At 66.6% G+C, this 24,175-nt stretch carries 24 protein-coding genes; 18 read left to right on the top strand and 6 right to left on the bottom strand.

Translation table 11 applies throughout. The annotated features are described in order from the left end of the window. Positions 1–33 precede the first annotated feature (33 nt). From moeA to E0W60_RS22230, 4 genes are all read right to left on the bottom strand, one after another. The gene (gene moeA, locus E0W60_RS22245) at positions 34–1,329 is read right to left on the bottom strand and encodes a molybdopterin molybdotransferase MoeA (protein WP_135705571.1); all 1,296 of its coding nucleotides are present in this window, start codon (positions 1,327–1,329) and stop codon (positions 34–36) included. Positions 1,330–1,358: 29 nt separating this feature from the next. Further along, a complete protein-coding gene (mobA, locus tag E0W60_RS22240) occupies positions 1,359–1,958 on the bottom strand; it encodes a molybdenum cofactor guanylyltransferase MobA (RefSeq protein ID WP_133095518.1) in 600 nt (199 codons plus the stop codon). A gap of 18 nt (positions 1,959–1,976) precedes the next feature. Then, positions 1,977–3,101 (bottom strand): GTP 3',8-cyclase MoaA, encoded by a 1,125-nt coding sequence (gene moaA, locus E0W60_RS22235; RefSeq protein WP_135705570.1) that lies wholly within the window; start codon positions 3,099–3,101, stop codon positions 1,977–1,979. A 218-nt stretch (positions 3,102–3,319) separates the two neighbouring features. Continuing rightward, on the bottom strand, positions 3,320–6,445 hold the full coding sequence (locus E0W60_RS22230; RefSeq protein WP_135705569.1) for an Rne/Rng family ribonuclease: 3,126 nt from the start codon (positions 6,443–6,445) through the stop codon (positions 3,320–3,322). Positions 6,446–7,260: 815 nt separating this feature from the next. On the opposite strand from E0W60_RS22230, the gene E0W60_RS22225 reads away from it, so the two are divergent. The 4 genes from E0W60_RS22225 to E0W60_RS22210 are packed head-to-tail and all read left to right on the top strand — an operon-like array spanning position 7,261 to position 10,573. Then, positions 7,261–8,262 (top strand): RluA family pseudouridine synthase, encoded by a 1,002-nt coding sequence (locus tag E0W60_RS22225; protein ID WP_133095521.1) that lies wholly within the window; start codon positions 7,261–7,263, stop codon positions 8,260–8,262. Between the two features lie 30 nt (positions 8,263–8,292). Continuing rightward, positions 8,293–8,952: an HAD-IA family hydrolase gene (locus E0W60_RS22220; RefSeq protein WP_135705568.1), complete on the top strand. Its 660-nt coding sequence runs from the start codon at positions 8,293–8,295 to the stop codon at positions 8,950–8,952. Beyond that, the gene (locus E0W60_RS22215; protein WP_135705567.1) at positions 8,945–9,343 is read left to right on the top strand and encodes a Rieske (2Fe-2S) protein; all 399 of its coding nucleotides are present in this window, start codon (positions 8,945–8,947) and stop codon (positions 9,341–9,343) included. Before E0W60_RS22220 ends, E0W60_RS22215 begins: the two co-directional genes overlap by 8 nt. Before the next feature lie 54 nt (positions 9,344–9,397). Then, the gene (locus E0W60_RS22210) at positions 9,398–10,573 is read left to right on the top strand and encodes a S49 family peptidase (RefSeq protein WP_133095524.1); all 1,176 of its coding nucleotides are present in this window, start codon (positions 9,398–9,400) and stop codon (positions 10,571–10,573) included. 67 nt (positions 10,574–10,640) lie between these two features. Here the strand turns inward: E0W60_RS22210 and E0W60_RS22205 are convergent, their stop codons facing one another. Then, on the bottom strand, positions 10,641–11,372 hold the full coding sequence (locus E0W60_RS22205; RefSeq protein WP_133095525.1) for an SAM-dependent methyltransferase: 732 nt from the start codon (positions 11,370–11,372) through the stop codon (positions 10,641–10,643). A gap of 16 nt (positions 11,373–11,388) precedes the next feature. After that, positions 11,389–11,988: a Maf-like protein gene (locus E0W60_RS22200; RefSeq protein WP_135705566.1), complete on the bottom strand. Its 600-nt coding sequence runs from the start codon at positions 11,986–11,988 to the stop codon at positions 11,389–11,391. Positions 11,989–12,183: 195 nt separating this feature from the next. Here E0W60_RS22200 and E0W60_RS22195 point away from each other — a divergent pair, with 195 nt between their 5' ends. The 14 genes from E0W60_RS22195 (at position 12,184) to E0W60_RS22130 (ending at position 24,015) form a co-directional block, all read left to right on the top strand. Then, on the top strand, positions 12,184–12,774 hold the full coding sequence (locus E0W60_RS22195) for a YceD family protein (RefSeq protein WP_135705565.1): 591 nt from the start codon (positions 12,184–12,186) through the stop codon (positions 12,772–12,774). Positions 12,775–12,891: 117 nt separating this feature from the next. After that, positions 12,892–13,071, top strand: coding sequence for a 50S ribosomal protein L32 (gene rpmF / locus E0W60_RS22190; protein WP_029046300.1), 180 nt, complete (start codon positions 12,892–12,894; stop codon positions 13,069–13,071). Positions 13,072–13,234: 163 nt separating this feature from the next. Continuing rightward, the gene (gene plsX, locus E0W60_RS22185) at positions 13,235–14,314 is read left to right on the top strand and encodes a phosphate acyltransferase PlsX (RefSeq protein ID WP_133095528.1); all 1,080 of its coding nucleotides are present in this window, start codon (positions 13,235–13,237) and stop codon (positions 14,312–14,314) included. 52 nt (positions 14,315–14,366) lie between these two features. After that, positions 14,367–15,347, top strand: coding sequence for a beta-ketoacyl-ACP synthase III (locus tag E0W60_RS22180; RefSeq protein ID WP_133095529.1), 981 nt, complete (start codon positions 14,367–14,369; stop codon positions 15,345–15,347). 78 nt (positions 15,348–15,425) lie between these two features. Continuing rightward, on the top strand, positions 15,426–16,355 hold the full coding sequence (gene fabD, locus E0W60_RS22175; RefSeq protein WP_133095530.1) for an ACP S-malonyltransferase: 930 nt from the start codon (positions 15,426–15,428) through the stop codon (positions 16,353–16,355). A gap of 60 nt (positions 16,356–16,415) precedes the next feature. After that, on the top strand, positions 16,416–17,165 hold the full coding sequence (gene fabG / locus E0W60_RS22170) for a 3-oxoacyl-ACP reductase FabG (protein ID WP_133095531.1): 750 nt from the start codon (positions 16,416–16,418) through the stop codon (positions 17,163–17,165). A 182-nt stretch (positions 17,166–17,347) separates the two neighbouring features. Then, on the top strand, positions 17,348–17,587 hold the full coding sequence (gene acpP, locus E0W60_RS22165; RefSeq protein WP_008644813.1) for an acyl carrier protein: 240 nt from the start codon (positions 17,348–17,350) through the stop codon (positions 17,585–17,587). Positions 17,588–17,777: 190 nt separating this feature from the next. Beyond that, a complete protein-coding gene (fabF, locus tag E0W60_RS22160) occupies positions 17,778–19,010 on the top strand; it encodes a beta-ketoacyl-ACP synthase II (RefSeq protein WP_063238294.1) in 1,233 nt (410 codons plus the stop codon). Positions 19,011–19,062: 52 nt separating this feature from the next. Beyond that, the gene (locus E0W60_RS22155; protein WP_240745886.1) at positions 19,063–19,533 is read left to right on the top strand and encodes a hypothetical protein; all 471 of its coding nucleotides are present in this window, start codon (positions 19,063–19,065) and stop codon (positions 19,531–19,533) included. Between the two features lie 111 nt (positions 19,534–19,644). Next, a complete protein-coding gene (rpoE, locus tag E0W60_RS22150; protein ID WP_012353313.1) occupies positions 19,645–20,244 on the top strand; it encodes an RNA polymerase sigma factor RpoE in 600 nt (199 codons plus the stop codon). A gap of 134 nt (positions 20,245–20,378) precedes the next feature. Further along, positions 20,379–21,002: a sigma-E factor negative regulatory protein gene (locus E0W60_RS22145; protein WP_133095532.1), complete on the top strand. Its 624-nt coding sequence runs from the start codon at positions 20,379–20,381 to the stop codon at positions 21,000–21,002. An 8-nt stretch (positions 21,003–21,010) separates the two neighbouring features. Further along, positions 21,011–22,090: a MucB/RseB C-terminal domain-containing protein gene (locus E0W60_RS22140; RefSeq protein ID WP_133095533.1), complete on the top strand. Its 1,080-nt coding sequence runs from the start codon at positions 21,011–21,013 to the stop codon at positions 22,088–22,090. Between the two features lie 130 nt (positions 22,091–22,220). Next, positions 22,221–23,711: a DegQ family serine endoprotease gene (locus tag E0W60_RS22135; RefSeq protein ID WP_133095534.1), complete on the top strand. Its 1,491-nt coding sequence runs from the start codon at positions 22,221–22,223 to the stop codon at positions 23,709–23,711. Positions 23,712–23,730: 19 nt separating this feature from the next. After that, positions 23,731–24,015, top strand: a complete 285-nt coding sequence (locus E0W60_RS22130) for a glutaredoxin family protein (RefSeq protein ID WP_133095535.1) — start codon at positions 23,731–23,733, stop codon at positions 24,013–24,015. The last annotated feature ends 160 nt before the right edge of the window (positions 24,016–24,175 follow it).

Below are 24,175 nucleotides of genomic sequence, written 5' to 3'. Positions count from 1 at the left end.
CTTGCCATGCTCAGATCAACCTCAGAGCAACCCTCAGATCAGCCCGTCGAACAGCATGACCTCGACCGGATCGCCGGCCTTGACCGAGTCATGCTCGTGGCCGAGCACGATAAAGCAGTTGGCTTCGCTCATCGAGCGCAGCACGCCTGAGCCCTGCTGGCCGGTGATGCGCACTTCCCACTGCCCGTCAGCCGCCCGGCCCAGGATACCGCGCTGGTATTCGGTGCGGCCGGGCTTCTTGCGGATCGCCTGCGCGCTGCGCACTTGCAGCAGCGGCAGCGGCGGCACGCTGGCACCCATCAATCGGTGCAGCGCCGACCGCACGAAGTGGTAGAAGGTGACCATCACCGCGACGGGGTTGCCCGGAAGGCCGAACAGCAGCGCCGAATCGCAGCCCTCGCTGCTGCCAATACGCCCGAACGCCATTGGCCGGCCCGGGCGCATGGCGATCTTCCAGAAGGTGACATCCCCCAGGCGTGCCATGATCTGCTTGGTGTAGTCGGCCTCGCCGACCGAGACGCCGCCCGAGGTGATGACCGCGTCGGCGCTTTCGCAGGCAGTGCGGAAAGCCGTTTCCAGCGCCTCGGGGTCGTCGCGCACCACGCCCATGTCGAGCAGTTCGACGTTCATCCGGCGCAGCATGCCGTGCAGCGTATAGCGGTTCGAGTCGTAGACGCAGCCAGCGTCCAGCGGTTCGCCGATCGAGCGCAGTTCATCGCCGGTGGAGAAGAAGGCCACGCGCAGCTTCCGGCGCACGCGCACTTCGGCAATGCCCAGCGAGGCCAGCAGGCCCAGGTCGGCGGGCTGGACGATGCGGCCGGCCGGCAGCGCGGCCTGGCCGCGGGCCAGGTCTTCGCCGCGCAGGCGGCGGTTGTCGCCGGCGCGCACGCAGTCGGCGGCAAAGCGGATGCGGGCGCCGTCGGCCACCGTTTCGACGAATTCCTGCGGCACCACCGTGTCGCAGCCGGCCGGCATTACCGCGCCGGTCATGATACGTACCGCCTGCACGGCCGTGGGCGCGAGCGCACCGGCGCCGCCGGCGAAGGCGCTGCCGATCACTTCAAGCTCGACCATGTCAGTCTGCGCGGCGGCGAGCGCTTCGCTGCAGAAGGCGTAGCCATCCATGGCCGAATTGTCATGGGCCGGCACGTCGATGGTCGAGACGATGCCCTCGGCCAGCACGCGGTCGAGCGCGCTGCGGATCGGCAGCTGTTCGATGCCGCGCACCGGCTCCACCACCTCGCCGATGATGCGGTTGGCCTGGTCCACCGGCAGCGCGGTGGGATCGTAGTCGGACAGGCAGGAAATGACGGATTGCAGGGAAGGCATGGTGGCTCGGCGGCGGGTGATTGCGGCGACTAGCGGCTTTCGTGCGTGCGCAGTTCGTCCAGCGTGTTGATATTGGCGAAGGCCGCGGCGTCGTCGAACATCACCTCGGCCAGCCGGTGCGAGGCGGCCCAGGTCTCGATCTTGCGGCCGCCGCCGGAAAGATACGCGACCAGGCTGTCCAGCGCGCTGACCGGCATCAGGCAGAACACGGGTTGGGTCTGGCGCTTGCCGGTTTCATCCAGCGTCACCGGGATCGCCAGTTCCGCGCCCTCGGACTCGATGGCCTGCGCCAGCCGCGCCACGAGGTCGGTGGGGAGAAAAGGCGAGTCGCATGGCGCCGTCACCATCCAGGATGTGCCGCACTGTTCCAGTCCCGCAAGCATGCCGGCCAGCGGCCCGGCGAAATCGGGCACGGTGTCGGTGTAGACCGGCACGCCGAACGATTCATAGGCAGCCAGGTTGCGGTTGGCGTTGATGATCAGGCCGCCGACCTGCGGGCCAAGGCGCATCATCGTATGCATCGCCATGGGCGTTCCGTGCAGCGGCTGCAGCCCCTTGTCGGTGCCGCCCATGCGGCTGCCCCTGCCGCCTGCGAGAATCAGGCCGGTGATGTCGTCGCGTGCAATCATGAAGGTGCGGCGGCGGGTTCAGCCGCCGATATAGGACATCTCGATCTTGCGCTCGGCGCGTGCCTGGCGCACCGCCGGGTCGCCGCGCTGCTCGGAATAGTTGTCGGTGCGCCCCTGCCATACCTGCGCGATCGCGTTCGAGATCTCCAGGTCGCTGTAGCCGCCGCGCAGCAGCGCGCGCAGGTCATAGCCCTCGGTGGCGAACAGGCACAGGTAGAGCCGGCCCTCGGTGGACAGCCGGATGCGGCTGCAATCGCCGCAGAACGCATGGGTAACGCTGGAGATCACGCCGATTTCACCGCTGCCGTCGCGATAGCGCCAGCGTTCGGCGGTCTCGCCGCTGTAGTTGGCCTGCACGGGTTCCAGCGGGAACTCGGCATCGAGGCGGCGCACGACCTCGGCCGAGGGCAGCACCTCGTCCATCTGCCAGTGGTTGCTGGCGCCGACATCCATGAATTCGATATAGCGGACGATGATGCCGCTGTGGCGGAAATGGCGCGCCATCGGCACGATTTCCTGGTCGTTGGTGCCGCGCTTGACCACCATGTTGACCTTGATCGGCGCCAGTCCAACGGCCTGCGCGGTCTCGATGCCGTGCAGCACGTCGGCGACGGCGAAGTCGACGTCGTTCATGCGGCGGAAGGTGGCGTCGTCGATCGCGTCGAGGCTGACGCTGACGCGCGTCAGGCCGGCGTCGCGCAGCGAGCGCGCCTTGCGCGCCAGCAGCGAGGCATTGGTGGTCAGCGTCAGGTCGAGTGGCTTGCCGGAGACGGTCTCGATCTTTGCCAGCATCTCGACCAGGTGCTCGATATTCTTGCGCAGCAGTGGCTCGCCGCCGGTCAGGCGGATCTTCTCGACGCCGTGCGCGACGAACAGGCGCGCGGTGCGCTCGATCTCTTCAAAGCTGAGCAGTTCTGAGTGCGGCAGGAAGGTGTAGTCCTTATCGAACACTTCCTTCGGCATGCAGTAGACGCAGCGGAAGTTGCAGCGGTCTGTCACCGAGATGCGCAGGTCATGCAGCGGCCGGCCGCGGGTATCGGCCACCAGGCCGGAGGGCGGTTCCAGCTTGCCGGGGATGCGCGGCGTCATCGAGTGGTAGCGATGGTCGCGCAGGTCGAAGATCGGAATGACGGATTCGGTCATGGCCTGTGGGTGGGCGCTGCTGCTCCGGCGAGTGGCCTGCCAAGGCCGGGCCGGGGGACTTCGGAAGCCCGGATGCATTTGCTGCCATTCTAGCCGAGTGGGCGCCCGGGGAGCCGCATTCCCGCGAATCTCGGGGATTTGGCGCGCATGAAAAAGGGACAGCCAAGGCTGTCCCCTCTGCAGCGAACGCGGGTGCCAGCGGCGGCACCCGGGCAGGCTTACTGCTGCGACGCCATGTCCACTTCGCGACGGCTGGTTTCGACCAGGATCATCGGACCCTGAGGCAGTGGCGGCAGCGGCTTGCGCTCGCGCGGCACGCGCGGCGCCGGCACGATGCGTGCAGCCGCTTCCTGGGCGGAGCGCAGCTTGTCGGCATCGGTGTGGACCCACTGCAGGCCGGCGCCGGCGAGCATCGGCTCGAGGCTTTCCATCGCGACCGGCGCGGCGGCCGGTTCCGCGGCGGGCGCGGCCACGGCAGGGGCGGGTTCCACGGCTGCGGCCACGACCGGCTCGGCCACGGCTTCGGCGGCGATCGCCTCGGTCACGGCTGCGGCGGCTTCCGCTTGCGCGGCCACGGCGGCCGGGGCGGGTTCGGCCACGGGTTCGGCCACGGGTGCGGCTACCGGGGCCGGTGCCGCTGCCGGTTCAGTGGCGGGGGCAGGGGTCACGCCTTCCGGCACGGCGATGCGGATCGCTTCGACGCTTTCCGCCGCGGCAACAGCAACAGCTGCCTGCGGTGCCGGCTCGGCTTGCGGTGCGGCCTGGGAAGCGGCTTGCGGAGCCGCCTCGGCGGCCTCGGCGGTCACCGGAGCGATGCCTTCGGCGGTCTCGGCAGCGCCTTCCTGAGCGGCTTCGCCTTCACCTTGCGTGCCCTGGCCGGCTTCGTCGCGCTCGCGGCGATAGCGGTTGCGGCCACGACGGTTACGGCGGCGGCGCTCTTCGCCCTCGGCGGTTTCGGCGAATCCTTCGGCACCTTCCGGCAGTTCGGCGCGCACGGCTGGCACTTCGTCCGCGGCGGCCTGCGGCAGCACGCCCAGCGCCTGGGCGACGGCTACGGCTTCCGGCTGCGGCGCTTCGCCGGCTTCGGTTTCACGCAGGTCGCTGCGCTCGCGCTGGCGATCGCGCTGACGCTCGCGGCGTTCCTGGCCGCGTTCCTGGCCACGTTCGCGGCGGCCTTCCTGGCGGGCTTCGGCGCGCTCGCCCTGGGCACGTTCGCCCTGGGCGCCTTCAGCCTGGCGGGCGACGGCCGGAGTGGCCTGGCCTTCCTGCTGGCGCGGCTGGCGGCCCTGGCGCTCGCCACGGCCTTCGCGTTGTTCGCCGCGCTCGCCTTGCTGGCGCTCGCCACGCTCGGCACGCTCACCGCGCTCTGCACGCTGACCGCGAGGCTGGCGGTCACCGCGTTCCTGGCGCTCGCCACGTTCGCCGCGCTCGGCACGTTCGGTACGTTCACCGCGCTCGCCACGTTCGGCCCGCTCGCCGCGCTGGCCACGGCCTTCGCCGCGCTGGCCGCGCTCGCGGCGGCCTTCGCCACCGCGGCTTTCGGCGGCCGCCACCGGCTTGGCCGGCTCAACCACCGGCGCAGGCGCCGGGCGCGCGCCGAACAGGCCCTTCAGCCAGGCGATGAAGCCGCCGGCTTCCACCGGCTTGGTGGCAGGGACGGGCGGAGCTGCCGGGGCGGCTTCCGGACGCGGGGCGCGCTCCGGACGCGGCACGGAAACCGGAGCCGGCTGTTCCGGCGTGATCCCCTTGACCGCCGCTTCCTGGCGCGGCTTGGCTTCTTCCTTGCGGCGGCTGCTGTAGCTGGTGTCGGCTTCCAGCTCCTTGGCCGCAGCCTCAGCCATCTTGTAGCTGGCGGTGCTGTCTTCCAGGCGCGGGTCGTCGTGGCGCAGGCGCTCCAGCTTGTAGTGCGGCGTTTCCAGGTGCTTGTTCGGGATCAGCAGCACGTTGACCTTGAAGCGCAGCTCGATCAGGTTGATTTCCTGGCGCTTCTCGTTCAGCAGGAAGGCGGCAACCTCCACCGGCACCTGGCAGTGGATGGCGGCGGTGTTTTCCTTCATCGCCTCTTCCTGGATGATGCGCAGGACCTGCAAGGCGGACGATTCGGTATCGCGGATGTGGCCCGTGCCGTTGCAGCGCGGGCAAGTGATGTGCGAGCCCTCCGACAGCGACGGGCGCAGGCGCTGGCGCGACAGCTCCATCAGGCCGAAGCGGCTGATCTTGCCCATCTGCACGCGCGCGCGGTCGTGGCGCAGCGCGTCCTTCAGGCGCGTTTCCACGTCCTTCTGGGCCTTGCCCGATTCCATGTCGATGAAGTCGATCACGATCAGGCCGCCCAGGTCGCGCAGGCGCAGCTGGCGGGCAATTTCGTCAGCGGCCTCGAGGTTGGTGCGCAGCGCGGTTTCCTCGATGTCGGCGCCCTTGGTGGCGCGGGCCGAGTTCACGTCCACGGACACCAGTGCCTCGGTGTGGTCGATCACGATGGCGCCGCCGGACGGCAGCATGACCATGCGCGAGTAGGCCGACTCGATCTGGTGCTCGATCTGGAAACGCGAGAAGAGGGGCACGTCGTCCCGGTACTTCTTCACGCGGTTCATGTTGTCAGGCATCACCACGCTCATGAAGGCGCGGGCCTGTTCGTAGATCTCGTCGGTATCGATCAGGATCTCGCCGATATCCGGCTGGAAGTAATCGCGGATGGCGCGGATGACCAGGCTCGATTCCAGGTAAATCAGCAGCGGGGCCTTGTTGTCGCCGGCGGCGCCATCGATGGCCTTCCACAGCTGCAGAAGGTAGTTCAGGTCCCACTGCAGTTCCTCGGCCGAGCGGCCGATGCCCGCGGTCCGGGCGATGATGCTCATGCCTTCCGGCACGGTCAGCTGCGCCATGGTCTCGCGCAGCTCCTGGCGGTCTTCGCCCTCGATGCGGCGCGACACACCGCCGCCGCGCGGGTTGTTCGGCATCAGCACCAGGTAGCGGCCGGCCAGCGAGATAAAGGTGGTCAGGGCCGCGCCCTTGTTGCCGCGCTCTTCCTTCTCGACCTGGACGATCAGTTCCTGGCCTTCATGCAGGGCATCCTGGATGCGTGCGTTGCGCACGTCGATGCCTTCCTTGAAGAAGGCGCGGGCAACTTCCTTGAACGGCAGGAAGCCGTGGCGCTCTTCGCCGTAGTTGACGAAGCAGGCTTCCAGCGAGGGTTCAATGCGGGTGATGACACCCTTGTAGATATTGCCCTTGCGCTGTTCGCGCCCGGCAGTCTCGATGTCGATGTCGATCAGTTTCTGACCGTCGACGATGGCGACGCGCAATTCCTCCTGTTGCGTCGCGTTGAACAGCATGCGTTTCATCGCAATACCTCACTCCGGTGCCGCGGTTGCACCGTCTGGGCGGTGTCCGCGGCGATTCATGGAGCACGCGAGGGAGCGAGCGAAGGCGCGAGAATTGCCGGAAAGCGCCGTTTCGCGCAAAGGCGAGCGGCTGGGCGCGGGTGAAAGAGAGGCGATGACGTCGGGGTAACGTCCGTGGGGCGGGAGAGGGCGCCGGCGGCTGCTCTGGCAGACACTGGCGCGTTCCCGTTCCGGAGGCGATGCATTTCGCCGGCATGACCGGCACCGGCGCGGCGCCGGCGGCATCGCGGCCGGGCCGCGGAAGGCCTAGACGCGTCAAAGAGCAAATTTTTCGGACACGGCAAGGCTGCCGATGCTGCCTGACATCTCCTGGCGGGCGCACCTACTACTTCTTGGAGTTCTGCGACCGGGCGCCGGTATTTCCAGTCAGGCGGCAGGCTGGCCTGCCGGCCGGCACCGTTTCCCGGTGCAGGCGGGACTTCTCTCACCGAAGCGGATGCCGGCAGGGGCATCCACTCTTAAATTCTGTTTTACCTGAACACTCTGTTCCCACGTCATCGTTTGCTGCGCCGAAGCCTCCTATGGGCGACTTCCTGCGTGCCGGCGATATCGTGCGTGCTGCTATTACCGCCATTTGGCCGTCTGGCGCCCGCGCGGATCACGCAATGAAGCGGCGCAGGGCGGAAGACGTGCCGGGCTGGCGGCGACCCCAAGTGTAGAATGCGGTCAATCCAAGATTAATCACGGGATTGATCGCTTACACAGGTCTTGCGCTGCCGGCCCCCGGCCGGAACAGCGAGGAAATTATATTGAAAATGAATGAGTTACGCCATCAAATTGAAAAGCCTGCCGATGTAGCGCCGGCAAGCCCGCAGGTGGCGTATGTCACGATTGACGAAGGCTCCGAAGGCCAGCGCATCGACAACTTCCTGTTGAAGGTGGCCAAGGGCGTACCCAAGAGCCATATCTACCGGGTATTGCGGTCTGGCGAAGTGCGCGTCAACAAGGGCCGTATCGATGCCACTTATCGTCTGCAGTCGGGGGACGTGGTGCGGATCCCGCCGATGCGTGTGGCGACTCCGTCGCAATCCGGGGCGCAGCCGGTGCCGGCCAGCGAGTTTCCCGTGCTGTTCGAGGACGCGCAGCTGCTGGTGGTGAACAAGCCCGCCGGCGTGGCGGTCCATGGCGGCTCGGGTGTTGCCTTCGGCGTGATCGAGCAGCTGCGCCAGGCCCGGCCGCAGGCCAAGTTCCTCGAGCTGGTGCACCGGCTCGACCGGGAGACCTCCGGCATCCTGGTGCTGGCCAAGAAGCGCTCGGCGCTGGTCCACCTGCATGAGCAGATCCGCGGCAACAGCATGGACAAGCGGTATTTCGCCTGCGTGGCCGGGGAATTCCCGAACAACCGCCAGCACGTGAAGCTGCCTCTATATAAGTACACCACGCCCGACGGCGAGCGACGCGTGCGGGTACAGGCCGACGGGCTGGCGTCGCACACGGTATTCAACCGGATCGAGGCGTTTCCCGGCTTTACCTTGCTGGAAGCCGAGCTGAAGACCGGCCGGACGCACCAGATCCGCGTCCACCTGGCCCATTCGGGATTCCCGATCGTCGGCGACGAGAAGTACGGCGATTTCCCCCTGAACAAGTCACTGGCGCGTTCCGCCGCCAATCCCGGCATCAGGCGCATGTTCCTGCACGCCCACCGGCTGGTGTTCGTCCACCCGGCAACGGGGCAGACGCTGGCCGTCGAGGCGCCGCTGCCGGACGAATGCGTCGGATTCCTGCAACAATTGCGACAGCTGCGCGCCCCGGAGTAGGGCCGCGCAATCAATGCCACAAGGACAACCATGGCCAGGCAACAATTTGACCTGATCGTTTTCGACTGGGACGGGACGCTGATGGACTCGACCCCGACCATCGCCAAGTGCATCCAGCTTGCTAGCCGTGACCTGGGCCTGCCCGTGCCGGACGACAGCGCGGCCAGCCATGTGATCGGGCTGGGGCTGAAGGATGCATTGTCGTATGCCGTGCCGACGCTGGACCCGGTCGACTACCCGCGCCTGGCGGAACGCTACCGCTACCACTTCCTGACCCGCGACGCCGACCTGGTGCTGTTCGACGGCGTGCGCGAGATGCTGGAAGCGCTGCGCGCCGAGCACTATTTCCTCGGCGTCGCCACTGGCAAGACCCGCGTCGGCCTGCAGCGCGCGCTCGCCGCCAGCGGCCTGACGCAGCTTTTCGACGCCACCCGCTGTGCCGACGAAACCTTTTCCAAGCCGCATCCGGCCATGCTGCAAGAGCTGACGCGTGAGCTGGGACAGGACATGGAGCGCACCGTCATGGTGGGCGACACCACCCATGACCTGCAGATGGCGGTCAATGCCGGCGCTGCGGGCATTGGGGTGTGTTATGGCGCACATCCGGGCGACTCGCTGCGGGCGATGGCGCCGGTGCATTGCGCCACGTCGATCGCCGACCTGACCGACTGGCTGCTGACCCATGCCTGAGAGCGCGGCCGGCCAGGGGGCGGTGCGGCTGTGCGCCGCGGCAGACCTGGAAGAGGGCGGCCTGGGGGTGCGCTTCCCGGTGGTGCTGGACAGCCGCGAAATCGGCGCCTTCGTGGTGCGCTTCGACGGTGCCGCGCATGGCTACCTGAACCAGTGCGCGCACGTGCCGATGGAGCTCGACTGGCAGGAGGGGCGGTTCTTCGATAGCTCGGGCCTATACTTGATGTGCGCCACACATGGCGCGGTTTATGCGCCGGACAGCGGCGAGTGCGTCGGCGGTCCCTGCCGCGGCGCGGCGCTGGCCAAGCTGCGCATCGAAGAGCGCGATGGCCAGGTTTACTGGTTTCCCGAGGGTCCGTACCGGGCCGCCGCGCAAGCGGACGGCGCCTAATGACGGGCGGCCTGGCCGCCCGTTCTGTTTCCAAGCCTTCCACGAGCGAGTTGCATGACAGAAGAGCAGAAGCCGCCTATTGGTCAACCGGGAGCATCGGGCGAATCGCCTGAGCCCGGGCAGGACGATGCGAACCGGCCCGAGTCCGAACGCCTGGTCACCGCGAAGCAGGCCGACTATCCGCTGGAAAGCGAACTGCGCGCCGGCGACGATGCGGCGCGGCGAGAGCAGCGCCAACGCAAGGCCCGCATGGCTGGGGATGCCGGAGCGGCCGGGAGCGGTCCGGTGGGCGCGGCCGGCTGGGAGCGCGATGTCCTGGAAAAGGTGCTGACGGCATCGCTGCGCGAGCAGCGCGCCGCACGCCGCTGGCGCATCTTCTTCCGCTTCGTCGGACTGGGCCTGTTGGCGCTGATCTTCATCGCGCTGTTCGATTTCAAGGGCGACGGCATCAACACGTCCGGCCGCCATACCGCGATGGTCACGCTGGAGGGCGAGATCGCGGCCGGTACGCCGGCCGGCGCCGAGTCGATCAATGCCTCGCTGCAGGCGGCATTCGCCGACACCAATGCCGCCGGCGTGATCCTCAAGATCAACTCCCCAGGCGGCTCGCCGGTGCAGGCCGGCATCATCAACGATGAGATCCACCGGCTGCGCGGACTCTATCCATCCAAGCCGTTCTATGTCGTGGTCGAGGAAATCTGTGCCTCGGGTGGCTATTACGTGGCTGCGGCGGCCGACAAGATCTATGTCGACAAGGCCAGCATCGTGGGCTCGATCGGCGTGCTGATGGATGGTTTCGGCTTTACCGGCCTGATGGACAAGCTGGGCGTAGAGCGCCGGCTGTACACCGCGGGCGCCAACAAGGGCATGCTCGACCCGTTCTCGCCGCAGATGCCCAGGCAGAAGGCCTACGCCGAGACCATGCTCAAGGAAATCCACGAGCAGTTCATCGACGTGGTGAAGGAGGGCCGGGGCGACCGGCTCAAGGATGACCCGGAGCTGTTCTCCGGCCTGTTCTGGTCGGGCGAGCGCAGCATCGAACTAGGCCTGGCCGACGCGCTGGGGACCGCCGATTCGGTCGCGCGCGACGTGCTCAAGGCCGAGGATATCGTCGACTATACGGTCAAGGAAAACATCGCCGAGCGCGTGGCCAAGCGCTTTGGCGCCGCGGTCGGCACCGCGGCGATGAAGACCATGCTGTGGAGCACGCGCCCGCAGGGCATGCACTGAGGCGGCGCGAGTCGCCAGATGAAAGAAAGGGGCGCCGTTGCGCCCCTTTCTGCATTTTCCGGCGTCTTCAGGCCGCCAGCAGCGAGAAGATCGCAGGCCGCTTGTGCAACGCAAGCCGGTCTGCCTTCCACGCCGACAGCGGCAGCGTGACGATGGTTTCGGTCGGCAGCGTCAGGTCAACCGCCACCGACAGCAGCGTGGTGCCGGCGCAATGCTCGCGCATGGCTTCGAGCAGCGCCGCGTTGCGGTACGGCGTTTCGATGAACACCTGCGTCTGGCTGGCCTTGCGCGAACGCTGTTCCAGCTCGCGCAGCCGCTGCGCGCGTTCGCCGGCATCGACCGGCAGGTAGCCGTTGAAGGCAAAGCTCTGGCCGTTCAGGCCCGAGCCCATCACCGCCAGCAGGATCGAGCTGGGCCCGACCAGCGGCCGCACCCGGATGCCGCGCGCATGCGCCAGCCGCACCAGCTCGGCGCCAGGATCGGCCACCGCCGGCACGCCGGCTTCGGACAGCAGGCCACCGTCGCGGCCGGCCTGGATCGGCGCGAGCAGCTCGGCCAACGCGTCGGCGCGGGTGTTGACGTTCAGCTCGCGGATCTCGATCTGCTGGATCGGGCGTGCCAGCGGGGTGCTTTCGCCCAGCTTCTTCAGGAAGGCGCGGGCGGTCTTGGCGTTTTCGGCGACCAGGTAGTCGAGCCCGGCTGCGATCTGCTGCACGCCGGCGGGAATGACTTCGACCAGCGGATCGGCTTCGTCGCGCTTGCCGAGGGTATTGGGGATCAGGAAAAGATTGCCGCTCATGGTTGGCTCCGGTGCGTCATGCCGCGAGCAGCGGGTAGCCCGCCTGGCGCAGCATGCCGGTCAGCGCGATCAGCGGCAGGCCGACCAGCGCCGTGGGATCGTCGGACTCGACGCGCGCGAGCAGCGTGATGCCCAGCCCCTCGGACTTGGCGCTGCCCGCCACGTCGTAGGGACGTTCCAGTTGCAGGTAGGTTTCGATCTCCGCGTCGCTGAGGTCGCGCATGGTCACGCGCGTCTGTACGTCGGCCAGTTGGGCGGTGCCGGTGCGCCCGTCCAGCAGGCACAGCGCCGAATGGAAGATGGCGGTGCGTCCGCGCATGCGGCGCAGCTGCGCGACGGCCTTATCGTGCACGCCGGGCTTGCCCATCTGCGCCCCGTCCAGCGTCAGCACCTGGTCCGAGCCGATCACCAGTGCACCCGGATGGCGCGCCGCGATGGCCTCGGCCTTGCGCTGCGACAGGCGCAGGGCGGTAGCCTCCGGCGCTTCGCCGCCGAGCGGGGTCTCGTCGATGTCCGGGATGGCCACTTCAAAGGGGATGCGCAGCCGCTCGAGCAGCTCGCGGCGGTAGGGCGAGCCGGAGCCAAGGATCAGCCTGGGGCGGGGGTCTTGATGCATAAGTGATTGAAGCGTAGCAGGAATAAGGCAAGGTTTGCGTGGCAAGACCTTTGACCTCCACAAGGTTTACGTCGTATAATCGCGCGTTTTGCCGCATCCGCACTTGGGCGCTGTGCCGCCAATGTGCGCGGCCGCTGTCAGCGCAGGCGTGGGATGTGGCGAGCCAGTCATTGCAATACGACGGGAGCCACGCACATGACCCAGCCAATTGACCTGCGCGCGCTCGATCTCTTCGCGTTCTGCCGCAAGAGCGAAAGCCTGAGCGGCGACGTGGCGGTGCGGGATTTGCCGCGCATCTTAGCCGAGACTGCCGCGCAAGCGCCAGCCGCGGCCCCCGAAGAGACGTTTGCCTATACGGCCACCGGCTTCGTTCGCGAAGAGACGGCCGAGCCGGGCGCCCCGGTGGTGCGGCGGCTGTTTCTCGATGTGACCGTCAAAGGCCGGATGTGGCTGGATTGCCAGCGCTGCCTGACGCCTTATGCCGAGCCGGTCGATACGGCTACGCGCTTCGAGGTGGTGGAGAGCGAAGAGGCGGCCGATGCCGCGCCGATGGACGACGACGATGTCGACGTGATCGCCGGCTCCAAGCGTTTTTCGCTGCTGGAACTGATTGAAGATGAAGTGCTGCTGGCGCTGCCGGTGGCCCCCAAGCATGACGCCTGCCCGTCGGTGCACGAAAGCCTCGTGACCGGCACGGACGGCGAGGCCCAGCCCGAAGCTGAGCCAGAGGAAGAAAAGCGGCCGTCGCCCTTTGCGGCGCTGGCCGGCCTGAAGAACAAGCACTGAGGCCAACCGGGCCGAGGGCGTGTTCCGCAGGTGGTAGTTGAAGCATCCGGCCGGGCCCCGGCTACGCCTTGGGCGGGATGCGTGTGTTAATATTGAAAAATTCTCGAAGGAGTCATCATGGCTGTTCAACAGAACAAGAAGTCGCCGTCCAAGCGCGGCATGCATCGTTCGCACGACCACCTGACGGTCGCCCCGCTGGCCGTCGAGCCGACCACCGGCGAAACCCACCTGCGTCACCACGTCAGCCCGAACGGCTACTACCGTGGCCGCAAGGTCATCAAGACCAAGAACGACTGATAGCTTCGTGGCGTGACATTGCGTCTCGCTCGCGCATGCCTGTAAGTCGGACACAAGACGGTCAGACACAAAAAAGCGGCAAGATCGTTGCCGCTTTTTTGTTGGGCGCTCGGGACAACCGCCGGGCGTGGTGTGCGCTGCCGCGCTATCCGTACCAGGAACAATGACGATCAAAATCGCTATCGACTGCATGGGCGGCGACCACGGCGTGTCCGTGACCGTGCCCGCGGCGATCAGTTTTCTATCCCGCTACGACGATGCCGAAATGGTGCTGGTGGGCCTGCCGGACGCCATCCGGGCGCAGCTGAAAAAGCTGCATGCGCTGGATCATCCGCGTGTGAGCATCGTCGAGGCCACCGAAGTCATCACCATGGATGACCCGGTCGAGGTGGCGCTGCGCAAGAAGAAGGATTCTTCGATGCGCGTGGCCGTCACCCAGGTCAAGGAAGGCCACGCCGGTGCCTGCATCTCCGCCGGCAATACCGGCGCGCTGATGGCGGTGTCGCGCTATGTGCTGAAAACGCTCGAGGGCATCGAGCGGCCGGCCATTGCCACCACCATCCCGAACCAGGAAGGCTGGGGCACCACCGTGCTGGACCTCGGCGCCAACGCGGACTGCGAGCCCGAACACCTGCTGCAGTTCGCCCGCATGGCCGAGGCCATGGTCGCCGTGGTGGACCACAAGGACCGCCCGACCGTCGGCCTGCTGAACATCGGCGAGGAAGTCATCAAGGGCAACGAGGTGGTCAAGCGCGCCGGCGAACTGCTGCGTGCTTCCGAGCTCAATTTCTACGGCAACGTGGAAGGCAACGACATCTTCAAGGGAACGACGGATATCGTCGTTTGCGACGGCTTTGTCGGCAATGTGGCGCTCAAGAGCACCGAGGGCCTCGCCAAGATGATCGGCGGCATGATCAAGGAAGAATTCACCCGCTCGTGGTTCACCAAGCTGCTCGCGGCGGTGGCCATGCCGGTGCTGTCGCGGCTCGCCAAGCGGCTTGACCCGGCGCGCTACAATGGTGCGTCGCTGCTGGGCCTGCGCGGCCTGGTGATCAAGAGCCACGGTTCGGCCGATGCCCATTCTTTTGAGTGGGCAATCAAACGCGGGTATGATGCCGCCAAGAATGGCGTGATTCCCCGTATCGCACGGGCTTTCGCCGATAAGTCCAGCGCCGCTGGCGTGGCGCTGGCCGCCCCGGAGACAGACGCGCCCAGCGCGCATCCCAGTACCCACCCCGCTTGAGCGCCTTGCGCACCAGCCGGCGGGAACTGCGGTCCATACGATCCGACACTACATGACCAAGTACGCAAAAATCATCGGTACCGGGAGCTACTTGCCCCCGCGGCGCGTGACCAACCATGATCTGGCGGCGCAGCTTGCCGAAAAGGGCATCGAGACCAGCGACGAGTGGATCGTCTCGCGCAGCGGCATCTCGGCGCGCCACTGGGCCGAGCCCGACGTGACCAGCAGCGACCTGGCGGTCAAGGCCGCCGAGCGGGCCATCGAGGCCGCCGGCATCGACCGGCAGAGCATCGACCTGATCATCGTCGCCACGTCTACGCCGGACTTCGTCTTCCCCAGCGCCGCCTGCATGGTGCAGGAAAAGCTGGGCATCACTAACCACTGCGCGGCATTCGACCTGCAGGCGGTGTGCTCGGGCTTCGTCTATGCGCTGGCCACGGCCGACAAGTTCATCCGCAGCGGCTCGCACCGCAACGTGCTGGTGATCGGTACTGAAGTGTTCTCGCGCATTCTGGATTTCAACGACCGTACCACCTGCGTGCTGTTCGGCGACGGCGCCGGCGCAGTGGTGCTGACCGCTTCTGAAGAGCCTGGCATCCTGTCGAGCGCCATGCACGCGGACGGCAGCCACGTCGACATCCTGTGCGTGCCCGGCAATGTCTCGGGCGGCAATATCACCGGCAACGCCTTCCTGCAGATGGATGGCCAGGCTGTGTTCAAGCTTGCCGTGAACGTGCTCGACAAGGTCGCGCGCGAAGCCATGGAACTGGCGGCCATGCAGCCTGAGCAAATCGACTGGCTGATTCCGCACCAGGCCAATATCCGCATCATGCAGGGCACGGCCAAGAAGCTGGGCCTGCCCGCCGAGCGCATGGTCGCCACCGTGCACGAGCACGGCAATACTTCGGCCGCGTCGATCCCGCTGGCGCTCGACGTCGCCGTGCGCGACGGCCGCATCCGCCCGGGCCAGACCGTGCTGATGGAAGGCGTCGGCGGCGGCTTCACCTGGGGCGCGGTGCTGCTGCGCATGTAATTCGCAGCCGGTGCCCGGTGCGCGCCAATGCCGCGCGCCGCCGCGCCGGCTTCCCGTTCCATAAAGGGTTCCAATCCGATGAAATTCGCTTTCGTATTTCCCGGCCAGGGTTCACAGTCGGTCGGCATGCTCAATGCCTTTGCGGATAACGCCGTCGTGCGCGCCACCGTGGAAGAAGCCTCGGCCGCGCTGGGCCAGGATCTCGGCCGCCTGATCGCCGATGGCCCCGCTGAAGAACTGAACCTGACCACCAATACTCAGCCGGTGATGCTGACCGCCGCCGTGGCGGTCTACCGCGCGTGGCTGGACGCCGGCGGCCCGGCTCCGGCCCTGGTGGCCGGCCACAGCCTGGGCGAGTACTCGGCGCTGGTGGCCGCGGGCGTGATCCCGTTTGCCGACGCGGTGCCGCTGGTGCGTTTCCGCGCGCAGGCCATGCAGGAAGCCGTGCCGGTGGGCGAGGGCGGCATGGCCGCAATCCTGGGCCTGTCCGATGACGACGTCCGCGCCGCGTGCGCCGAAGCGGCTGCCGCCGGCGTGGTCGAAGCCGTCAACTTCAACGCCCCGTCGCAGGTCGTGATCGCCGGCCACAAGGGCGCGGTCGAGAAGGCATGCGAGATCGCCAAGGCCAAGGGCGCCAAGCGCGCGCTGCCGCTGCCGGTGTCGGCGCCGTTCCATTCGTCGCTGCTCAAGCCCGCTTCGGACCGCCTGCGCGAGCGGATGGCCGGGCTGGCGTTCGCGTCGCCGTCGATCCCGCTGGTGAACAACGTTGACGTTGCGATCGTCAATGATCCGGAAGCGATCAAGGACGCGCTGGTGCGCCAGGCCGCGGCGCCGGTGCGCTGGGTCGAGTGCGTGCAGAAGATGGCTGCCGAGGGCGTCACCCATGTGATCGAATGCGGCCCGGGCAAGGTGCTGGCCGGCATGACCAAGCGCATCGACGGCAACCTGACCGGCGGCGCGATCTTCGATCCGGCCTCGCTGCAGGACACGCTGGCCCTGCTGAAGTAGCGCAGCGAAGTCAGCCCAGGTAGTCAGTCCAGGACAAAAGAGCACGAAAGGACATTCTGCATGACCAAACTTCTCGATAACCAGGTTGCGCTGGTCACCGGCGCCTCGCGCGGCATCGGCCGCGCCATCGCGCTGGAACTTGCCCGCCAGGGCGCCACCGTGATCGGCACCGCCACCAGCGAGTCCGGCGCCGCCGGCATCACCGAATACCTCGGCGCAGAAGGCCTGAAGGGCAAGGGCGCGGTGCTGAACGTCAATGACGCGGCCGCTTGCGATGCCCTGATCGACGAGATCGTGAAGACCCACGGCGGCATCGGCGTGCTGGTCAACAATGCCGGTATCACGCAGGACCAGCTGGCGATGCGGATGAAGGACGAGGACTGGGTCGCGGTCATCCAGACCAACCTGACCTCGGTTTTCCGACTGTCGCGCGCGGTGCTGCGCCCGATGATGAAGGCGCGCCAGGGCCGTATCATCAATATCACTTCGGTGGTCGGCTCGGTCGGCAACCCCGGCCAGATGAACTACTCGGCCGCCAAGGCCGGCGTGGCCGGCATGACCCGCTCGCTGGCCGCCGAGATCGGCAGCCGCAACGTGACCGTCAACTGCGTCGCGCCGGGTTTCATTGATACCGACATGACCAAGGCGCTGTCCGAAGAGCAGCATGCTTCGCTCAAGCAGCAGATTCCGCTGGGCCGCCTGGGGCAGCCCGAGGATATCGCCAACGCGGTGGCCTTCCTGGCCGGTCCGCAAGCCGCCTACATCACCGGCACCACGCTGCATGTGAATGGCGGGATGTACATGAATTAATCGGCTTTTTGGGTGGCGCTTTTCCGGCGAGAAGCCGGAAGAAGCCGCCTGAAGCCGTAGTGAAGTCGTAGTTTTCCGAACCAAACGGGCGCGATTCTTGCAAAGCTTGGCAGGCGGCATTTCTGTCGTCCCAAACCTGCTAAAATGCGCCCACTTTTTGTCGAACTTCCCTGGAGGGTTACATGGACAATATCGAACAACGCGTCAAGAAAATCGTGGCAGAACAGCTTGGCGTGGCCGAGGCAGACATCAAGAACGAATCCTCGTTCGTGAACGACCTCGGTGCGGACTCGCTGGACACGGTTGAACTCGTGATGGCGTTGGAAGATGAATTCGGCATGGAAATTCCCGATGAGGAAGCCGAAAAGATCACGACCGTGCAACAGGCTATCGACTACGCCACCGCGCACGTCAAGGCCTGAGCCCGTCGTATCTGAATTCCGAGCCACAGAAGGCAGGTGGGCGGGCCGTCGCGGCCTTGCCTTGCTGTTTTCTGTGGCTTTCGTCTGTTCGAAGACGCAGAATGGAATGCGCCTGTACGCCGCGCCCGTGGCCCGGCGGCAGGCTGATCCGTCGTTCCGTTGCCTCTTCACGCACCCGTAGGAAAACATAGTGAGCCGTCGTCGCGTCGTCGTCACTGGGCTTGGCCTTGTGTCTCCGGTCGGAAACACGGTTGCCGAAGGCTGGGCCAACCTGGTAGCCGGCAAGTCCGGCATCGCCACCATCACCAAATTCGATCACTCCGCGCTTTCCGTGCATTTCGCCGGTGAAGTGAAGGGCTTCAATGCCGAGGATTACATCCCGGCCAAGGAAGCCCGCAATATGGATACCTTTATCCATTACGGCATCGCCGCGGGTACGCAGGCCCTGAAGGACAGCGGCCTGGAAGTGACCGAAGCCAACGCCGAGCGTATCGGCGTACTGGTCGGCTCGGGCATCGGCGGCCTGCCGATGATCGAAGAGACCAAGGCGGTGCTGACCGAGCGCGGTCCGCGCCGCATTTCGCCGTTCTTCGTGCCGGGCTCGATCATCAACATGATCGCCGGCCACCTGTCGATCATCCACGGCATCAAGGGCCCGAACCTGGCTGCCGTGACCGCGTGCACGACCGGCCTGCACAGCATCGGCCTGGCCGCGCGCCTGATCCAGGCCGGCGACGCCGACGCCATGCTGGCAGGCGGCGCCGAGTCGACGGTGTCGCCGCTGGGTATCGGCGGCTTCGCCGCGGCCCGCGCGCTGTCGACCCGCAACGACGATCCGGCCGCAGCCTCGCGCCCGTGGGACAAGGACCGCGACGGCTTCGTGCTGGGCGAGGGCGCCGGCGTGATGATGCTGGAAGAGTACGAGTCGGCCAAGGCGCGCGGCGCGCGCATCTATGCCGAGCTGATCGGCTTCGGCATGAGCGGCGATGCGTTCCACATGACCGCGCCGAACATGGACGGCCCGCGCCGCTGCATGGTCAACGCGCTGAAGGACGCAGGCATCAACGCGGACCAGGTGCATTACCTGAACGCGCATGGCACCTCGACGCCGCTCGGCGACAAGAACGAATCCGATGCTATCAAGGCAGCGTTCGGCGACCAGGCCTACAAGATGGTGGTGAACTCGACCAAGTCGATGACCGGCCACCTGCTGGGCGGCGCCGGCGGCCTGGAATCGGTCTTCACCGTGCTGGCCGTGCACAACCAGGTGTCGCCGCCGACGATCAACATCGACAACCAGGATCCGGAATGCGACCTGGACTACGTGGCCAACACGGCGCGCGAGATGAAGATCGACGTTGCGGTGAAGAACAACTTCGGTTTCGGCGGTACCAACGGCACGCTTGTCTTCCGCCGCGTCTGATCCGTGGTTGAGGCGGGCCCTTCGCGGGCTGCGCCAGGACAGGGTCCACCCGTTGCGGTGGGCCCTGTTCGTGTTCTGCGCCGGTGAAGCGGCTGCGGTGGGGCTGCTCGTGTCCGCGCTGGCCGACACCGTTGCCGCCAGCCCGGCCGGCATGCTGTGGTGGCATGGCGCGCTGGCTCCGCTGCCCTTCGCCACCGGCGTGGTGATTGTGCGCAGCTGGCGCCGATGGACGTGTGCCTTGCGCTGGCGCTGCACGGCGCTGCTGCCGGCACCCGACGGCAGAGGGCCGCTGCGAGTCCGTATTGAAGCATCCGCCAGCCGCCACGAAGTAGTGGTGAGCGGATTCTGGCAGGCGGGCGGCGTCGCTGTCTTGCGCCTGGCCTCCCGCGCGCCTGGCTTGCCGGGTGCCGTCTTCCTCCCCTGGCAAGCCGCGTCGCCGGAACTCTCGCGGCGGTTGCAGCGCGCTGCCAGAGTTGCACTCCAGGTGCAACCCGATGCGGCCACGAGGGAACGAAATTGTTAATTCACGGTCACAGGATGCGCGTTGCTCGACGGGGCGGGCGGAGAATCGTAGGTAAAATACAACGTTTGTCGTGACGACCAAACCAAGAGATACACTGCAGGTGAGCCATACGTGAGCGAACGCGAAGCCGATCAGCTCTTAGTTGAACGCGTCCAGCAGGGCGACAAGCGGGCCTTTGAACTTCTGGTGACCAAATACCATCGGAAGATCATTCGCCTGATCTCGCGCCTGGTGAGGGACCCCGCCGAAGTCGAGGATGTGGCGCAGGATGCCTTTATCAAGGCATATCGCGCCTTGCCCCAGTTTCGCGGGGAGTCCGCCTTCTACACGTGGCTGTACCGGATCGCCGTCAATACGGCCAAGAACTACCTGGCTACCCAGGGCCGCCGCCCGGAAGCGTCGAGCGACATCGATGCGGAAGAGGCTGAAACTTTTGCGGACGGTGAGCAACTAAGGGATATCAATACGCCGGAGTCGATGCTCCATACGCGCCAGGTTGCCGAGACGGTGAACCGCGCGATGGAAGCACTGCCGGAGGAATTGCGGACCGCCATTACGCTGCGCGAGATCGAGGGCCTCAGCTATGAGGAAATCGCGGAGGCGATGGGATGTCCGATCGGCACGGTGCGCTCGCGGATCTTCCGTGCGCGCGAGGCGATTGCCGAAAGATTGCGTCCGCTGCTGGGAACGGCAGAGGGCAAGCGGTGGTAGTGGTTCCGGTGGTGGTAGTAGTTCGGTAGCAAAGAACGATGTCGTGCGGCCAGCGTTGCAGCCTATTCCTGCATCGATAAGCGACAGCAGTAGACGGGATTATCGGTGTTCAATGGAATGTCTTGGGGTGGGAAATGGGTCAGGCTCATAAGCAGTCGGTTCATGTAGTGGAAGCAGCGGAGCAGATCTCCGTTCTGATGGATGGCGAACTCGCGCCGCACGAAGTCGATGCCGTGCTTGATCTCGCGAAAGGCGATGCCGGCATGGTGGACTGGAGCACATACCAGTTGATCGGCGATGCGCTACGCTCGGAAGACCTGACGCATGCTGGCTCCACCGCCGATTTCCTCTCTCGCTTCTCCGCGCGCCTGGAGGCCGAGCCGCATGTGCTGGTGCCGGCCGTGGCGCAAGCCAGCGCCCGCCACCGCCTGCTGTTCAGGCCGTCGTGGGTGCGCCGCGCCTTGCCGGGTACCGCGATCGCGGCCGCCGTCGCGGCGGTCAGCTGGGTGGTGGTGCCGCAGATGCGCGGACCCACCGGCCTGGCCACGCCCCAAGCCGTGGTGGCGCGCGCGGAACCGTCCGCAGCCGCGCCGGCCGCCGGCATCGTCACCGTGGCCGAAACCCAGATGATTCGCGACCCGCGACTCGACGAATACCTGCGTGCCCATCGCACGTCGGTGGCAACGGATGCATTCGTGCCGACCATGCGCACGGTTGCCAACGGCGCCAGCTTCTCTCAGGAAAATACGCAGGAATAATGCCGGACATGCATAAAGGACGGTCGTCCGCCTATGTAGCGGGCGCACAGAGAATTGGGGCCCTGCGTAGGTCCCTTTTTCTGGCCTTGTGTCTGACTGCTGCAGCGGCAACCGCGCAGCCGTCGGACAGTACGCTGAACCGACGCGACGCCACCGCCTGGCTCAACAAGATCCACAAAGCCGCGCAACGCGAGAACTATGTCGGCACGCTGATCTACCAGCGCGGCAGCGTCATGCATGCGTCGCGCATCCAGCATTACAGCGACCTGGTCAACAACGAGTACGAGCGCCTGGAAACGCTGGACGGCAAGCCGCGCGAGGTGCTGCGCCAGAATGACGTGGTGCACAGCCTGATTCCGGAAGCCAAGCTCGTGGTGGTGGAGAAGCAGGAAGCCAAGGACCGCTTCCCGGCGCTGCTTGCCACCAACAAGAACGATGTGCTCGAGCTCTACGACATGCGCAGGATGCCCGCGGAGCGGGTGGCCGGCATGGATTGCGAGGTGTTCGCGCTGGAGCCGCACGATGCCGCTCGCTATGCGGTGCGCCTGTGGGCCGAAAAGAATTCCGGCTTGCTGATGCGTGCGCAGACCGTTGGCGATGGCGGCAAGGTGCTGGAGCAGGTGGCGTTCTCGCAAGTCCAGATCGGGGTGCCGTCTGAAAAGCAGCGCATCCTTGCTGCCATCAAGAGTGCCAGCAACTGGAACCACTACGAGGTGAATTACCAGCCGACCAACATTGCAGACGAAGGCTGGACGATCGCCGTGCCGCTGAAGGGTTTCCAGAAAATCCGCGAGGTGCGGCGGCCGCTGGGCGAGCTGCGGGCCTCGGCGCCCGGCAACAGCCGCGGCCAGGTCTTCGAAGTCCTGCAGGTGGTCTACAGTGACGGGCTGACCGGCCTGTCGGTGTTCATCGAGCCGGTTTCCGAGCAGCGCGTGCGCCGCGAAGGCGTGGCCGCGCTCGGCGCAACCCAGGTCGTGGTGCGCCGCATTGCCGATTACTGGATTACCGTCGTCGGCGAAGTGCCGGCGAGCACCGTACGCCAGTTTGCGACGGCCGTAGAGTACCGGCAGCCCAAGGCGGTACACTGAGCCTGACGCGGGTGCAGCCGGCGCCTCGGAATGCCCATTCCGGGTGCCGGCCCATGAATCCTGCGCATGGGGTCCCAGCCACGGGATCGTATCGGTTTTTTCTTCTTTCGCTGAATCCCGGGAGTTGTCGATGACTTTCAGATCTCCAGCCCTGGCGCGTGCCGTGGTCATGGCTGCCATGTTGGTGCTCGGCCCGACCGTGGCCGAAGTCAGCCACGCCCAGGCTGCCGCCAACAGCTACAACCTGCCTGATTTCACCGACCTGGTGGAAAAGGCCAGCCCCGCGGTGGTCAATATCCGCACCACCGAGCGCGTGCGCCAACGCGGCGGCGCCCCCGGTGACGATGAAATGGCCGAGTTCTTCCGGCGCTTCTTTGGCGTGCCCATGCCGGGCGCGCCGGCCCCGGGCACGCCGCCTCGCCGCGGGCAGCCGCAGCCGCCGCAGCAGGAAGAGCAGAGCCGCGGCGTAGGCTCGGGCTTCATCATCAGCGCCGATGGTTATGTGATGACCAACGCGCATGTGGTGGCGGACGCCGAGACCATTTACGTGACGCTGCCGGACAAGCGCGAGTTCAAGGCCAAGCTGATCGGCTCGGACAAGCGTACCGACGTGGCGCTGCTGAAGGTCGATGCCAACAACCTGCCGCGCCTGCCGCTGGGCGACTCGGAGAAAGTCCGCGCCGGCGAGTGGGTGCTGGCCATCGGCTCGCCGTTCGGGCTGGATAACAGCGTGACTGCCGGCATCGTTTCGGCCAAGGGGCGCGATACCGGCGACTATGTGCCGTTTATCCAGACCGACGTGGCGGTCAACCCCGGCAACTCGGGCGGCCCGCTGATTAACCTGCGCGGCGAAGTGATCGGCATCAACTCGCAGATCTACAGCCGCAGCGGCGGCTACATGGGCATTTCCTTCGCGATCCCGATCGACGAGGCGATGCGCGTGTCGGAGCAGCTCAAGACCGCCGGCCGCGTGACCCGCGGCCGGATCGCGGTGGCGATCGGCGACGTCACCAAGGAAGTGGCCGATTCGCTGGGACTGGGCCGTGCGCGCGGCGCACTGGTCGGCAGCGTCGAGCCGGGCGGCCCCGCCGAGAAGGCCGGCATCGAGGCCGGCGACATCATCCTGAAGTTCAACGGCCGCGATATCGAGCGCGCTTCGGACCTGCCGCGCATGGTCGGCGATACCAAGCCGGGCGCGCGCGTGCCGCTGCAGTTGTGGCGCAAGGGCGCGACCCGGGAGGTCACCATCACTGTCGCCGAGCTGGAGCCGGACGGCAAGGCGCGCGCCAGCCGCAGCGCGGCGCCCAAGGAAGACAGCGCACAGACCAGCAAGCCGAACGCGCTGGGGCTGGTGGTCACCGACCTGCCCGACACGCGCCTGAAGGAGCTCAAGCTCAAGTCGGGCGTCGAGGTAGAGCTGGCCGACGGTCCTGCGCTGCGCGCCGGCATTCGTCCGGGCGACATCATCCTGCGCCTGGGCGACACCGACGTGACCAACGCGCGTCAGTTCAACGAGCTGGTGCGCGGGCTGGACAAGAGCCGGATCGCTGCGGTGTTCGTGCGGCGCGGCGACGCCACCCAGGTGTTGACGCTGCGCCCGGGTGCCACCGCCAACCGCTGATCGGCTACCCGTCGATGGCATGCCCGTTCTGACGATCTACGGCCGGGCATACTGCCATCTGTGCGACGACATGAAGGTCGCGCTGGAGTCGCTCCGGCGCGATTTTTCTTTCGTGCTGCATGAGGTGGATGTCGACAGCGACGCCGGCCTGGAAGACCGCTTCGGCGAACTGGTCCCGGTCTTGATGCCAGGGCCACCGGAGGCGCTCGACAGCGGTGCCGCGCAGCTTTGTCACTATTTCCTCGATGATGGCGCGGTGCGGGTGTGGCTTGCGGCACACGGCGGCGCCCGCGCCAGCCGCTGACTGCGCCTGGCACGCTTACAGCGTGGCCATTTCGCGACCCGGAAGCCTTTGAAAATCCGGTAAAATTGCGGATTGGCGCAAAAATTGCGCCCCTGACCTTTGCGGCACGCCCGCGCACGCCTGCCGGCGCGCGGCGCCGGGCCATTTTCGAACTGCGACG

The sequence above is a fragment of the Cupriavidus oxalaticus genome (assembly GCF_004768545.1).
Lineage (GTDB): Bacteria > Pseudomonadota > Gammaproteobacteria > Burkholderiales > Burkholderiaceae > Cupriavidus > Cupriavidus oxalaticus_A.
The sequence above is the reverse complement of the archived record's forward strand: the minus strand, read 5'-3'. Positions and strand labels throughout refer to the sequence as shown.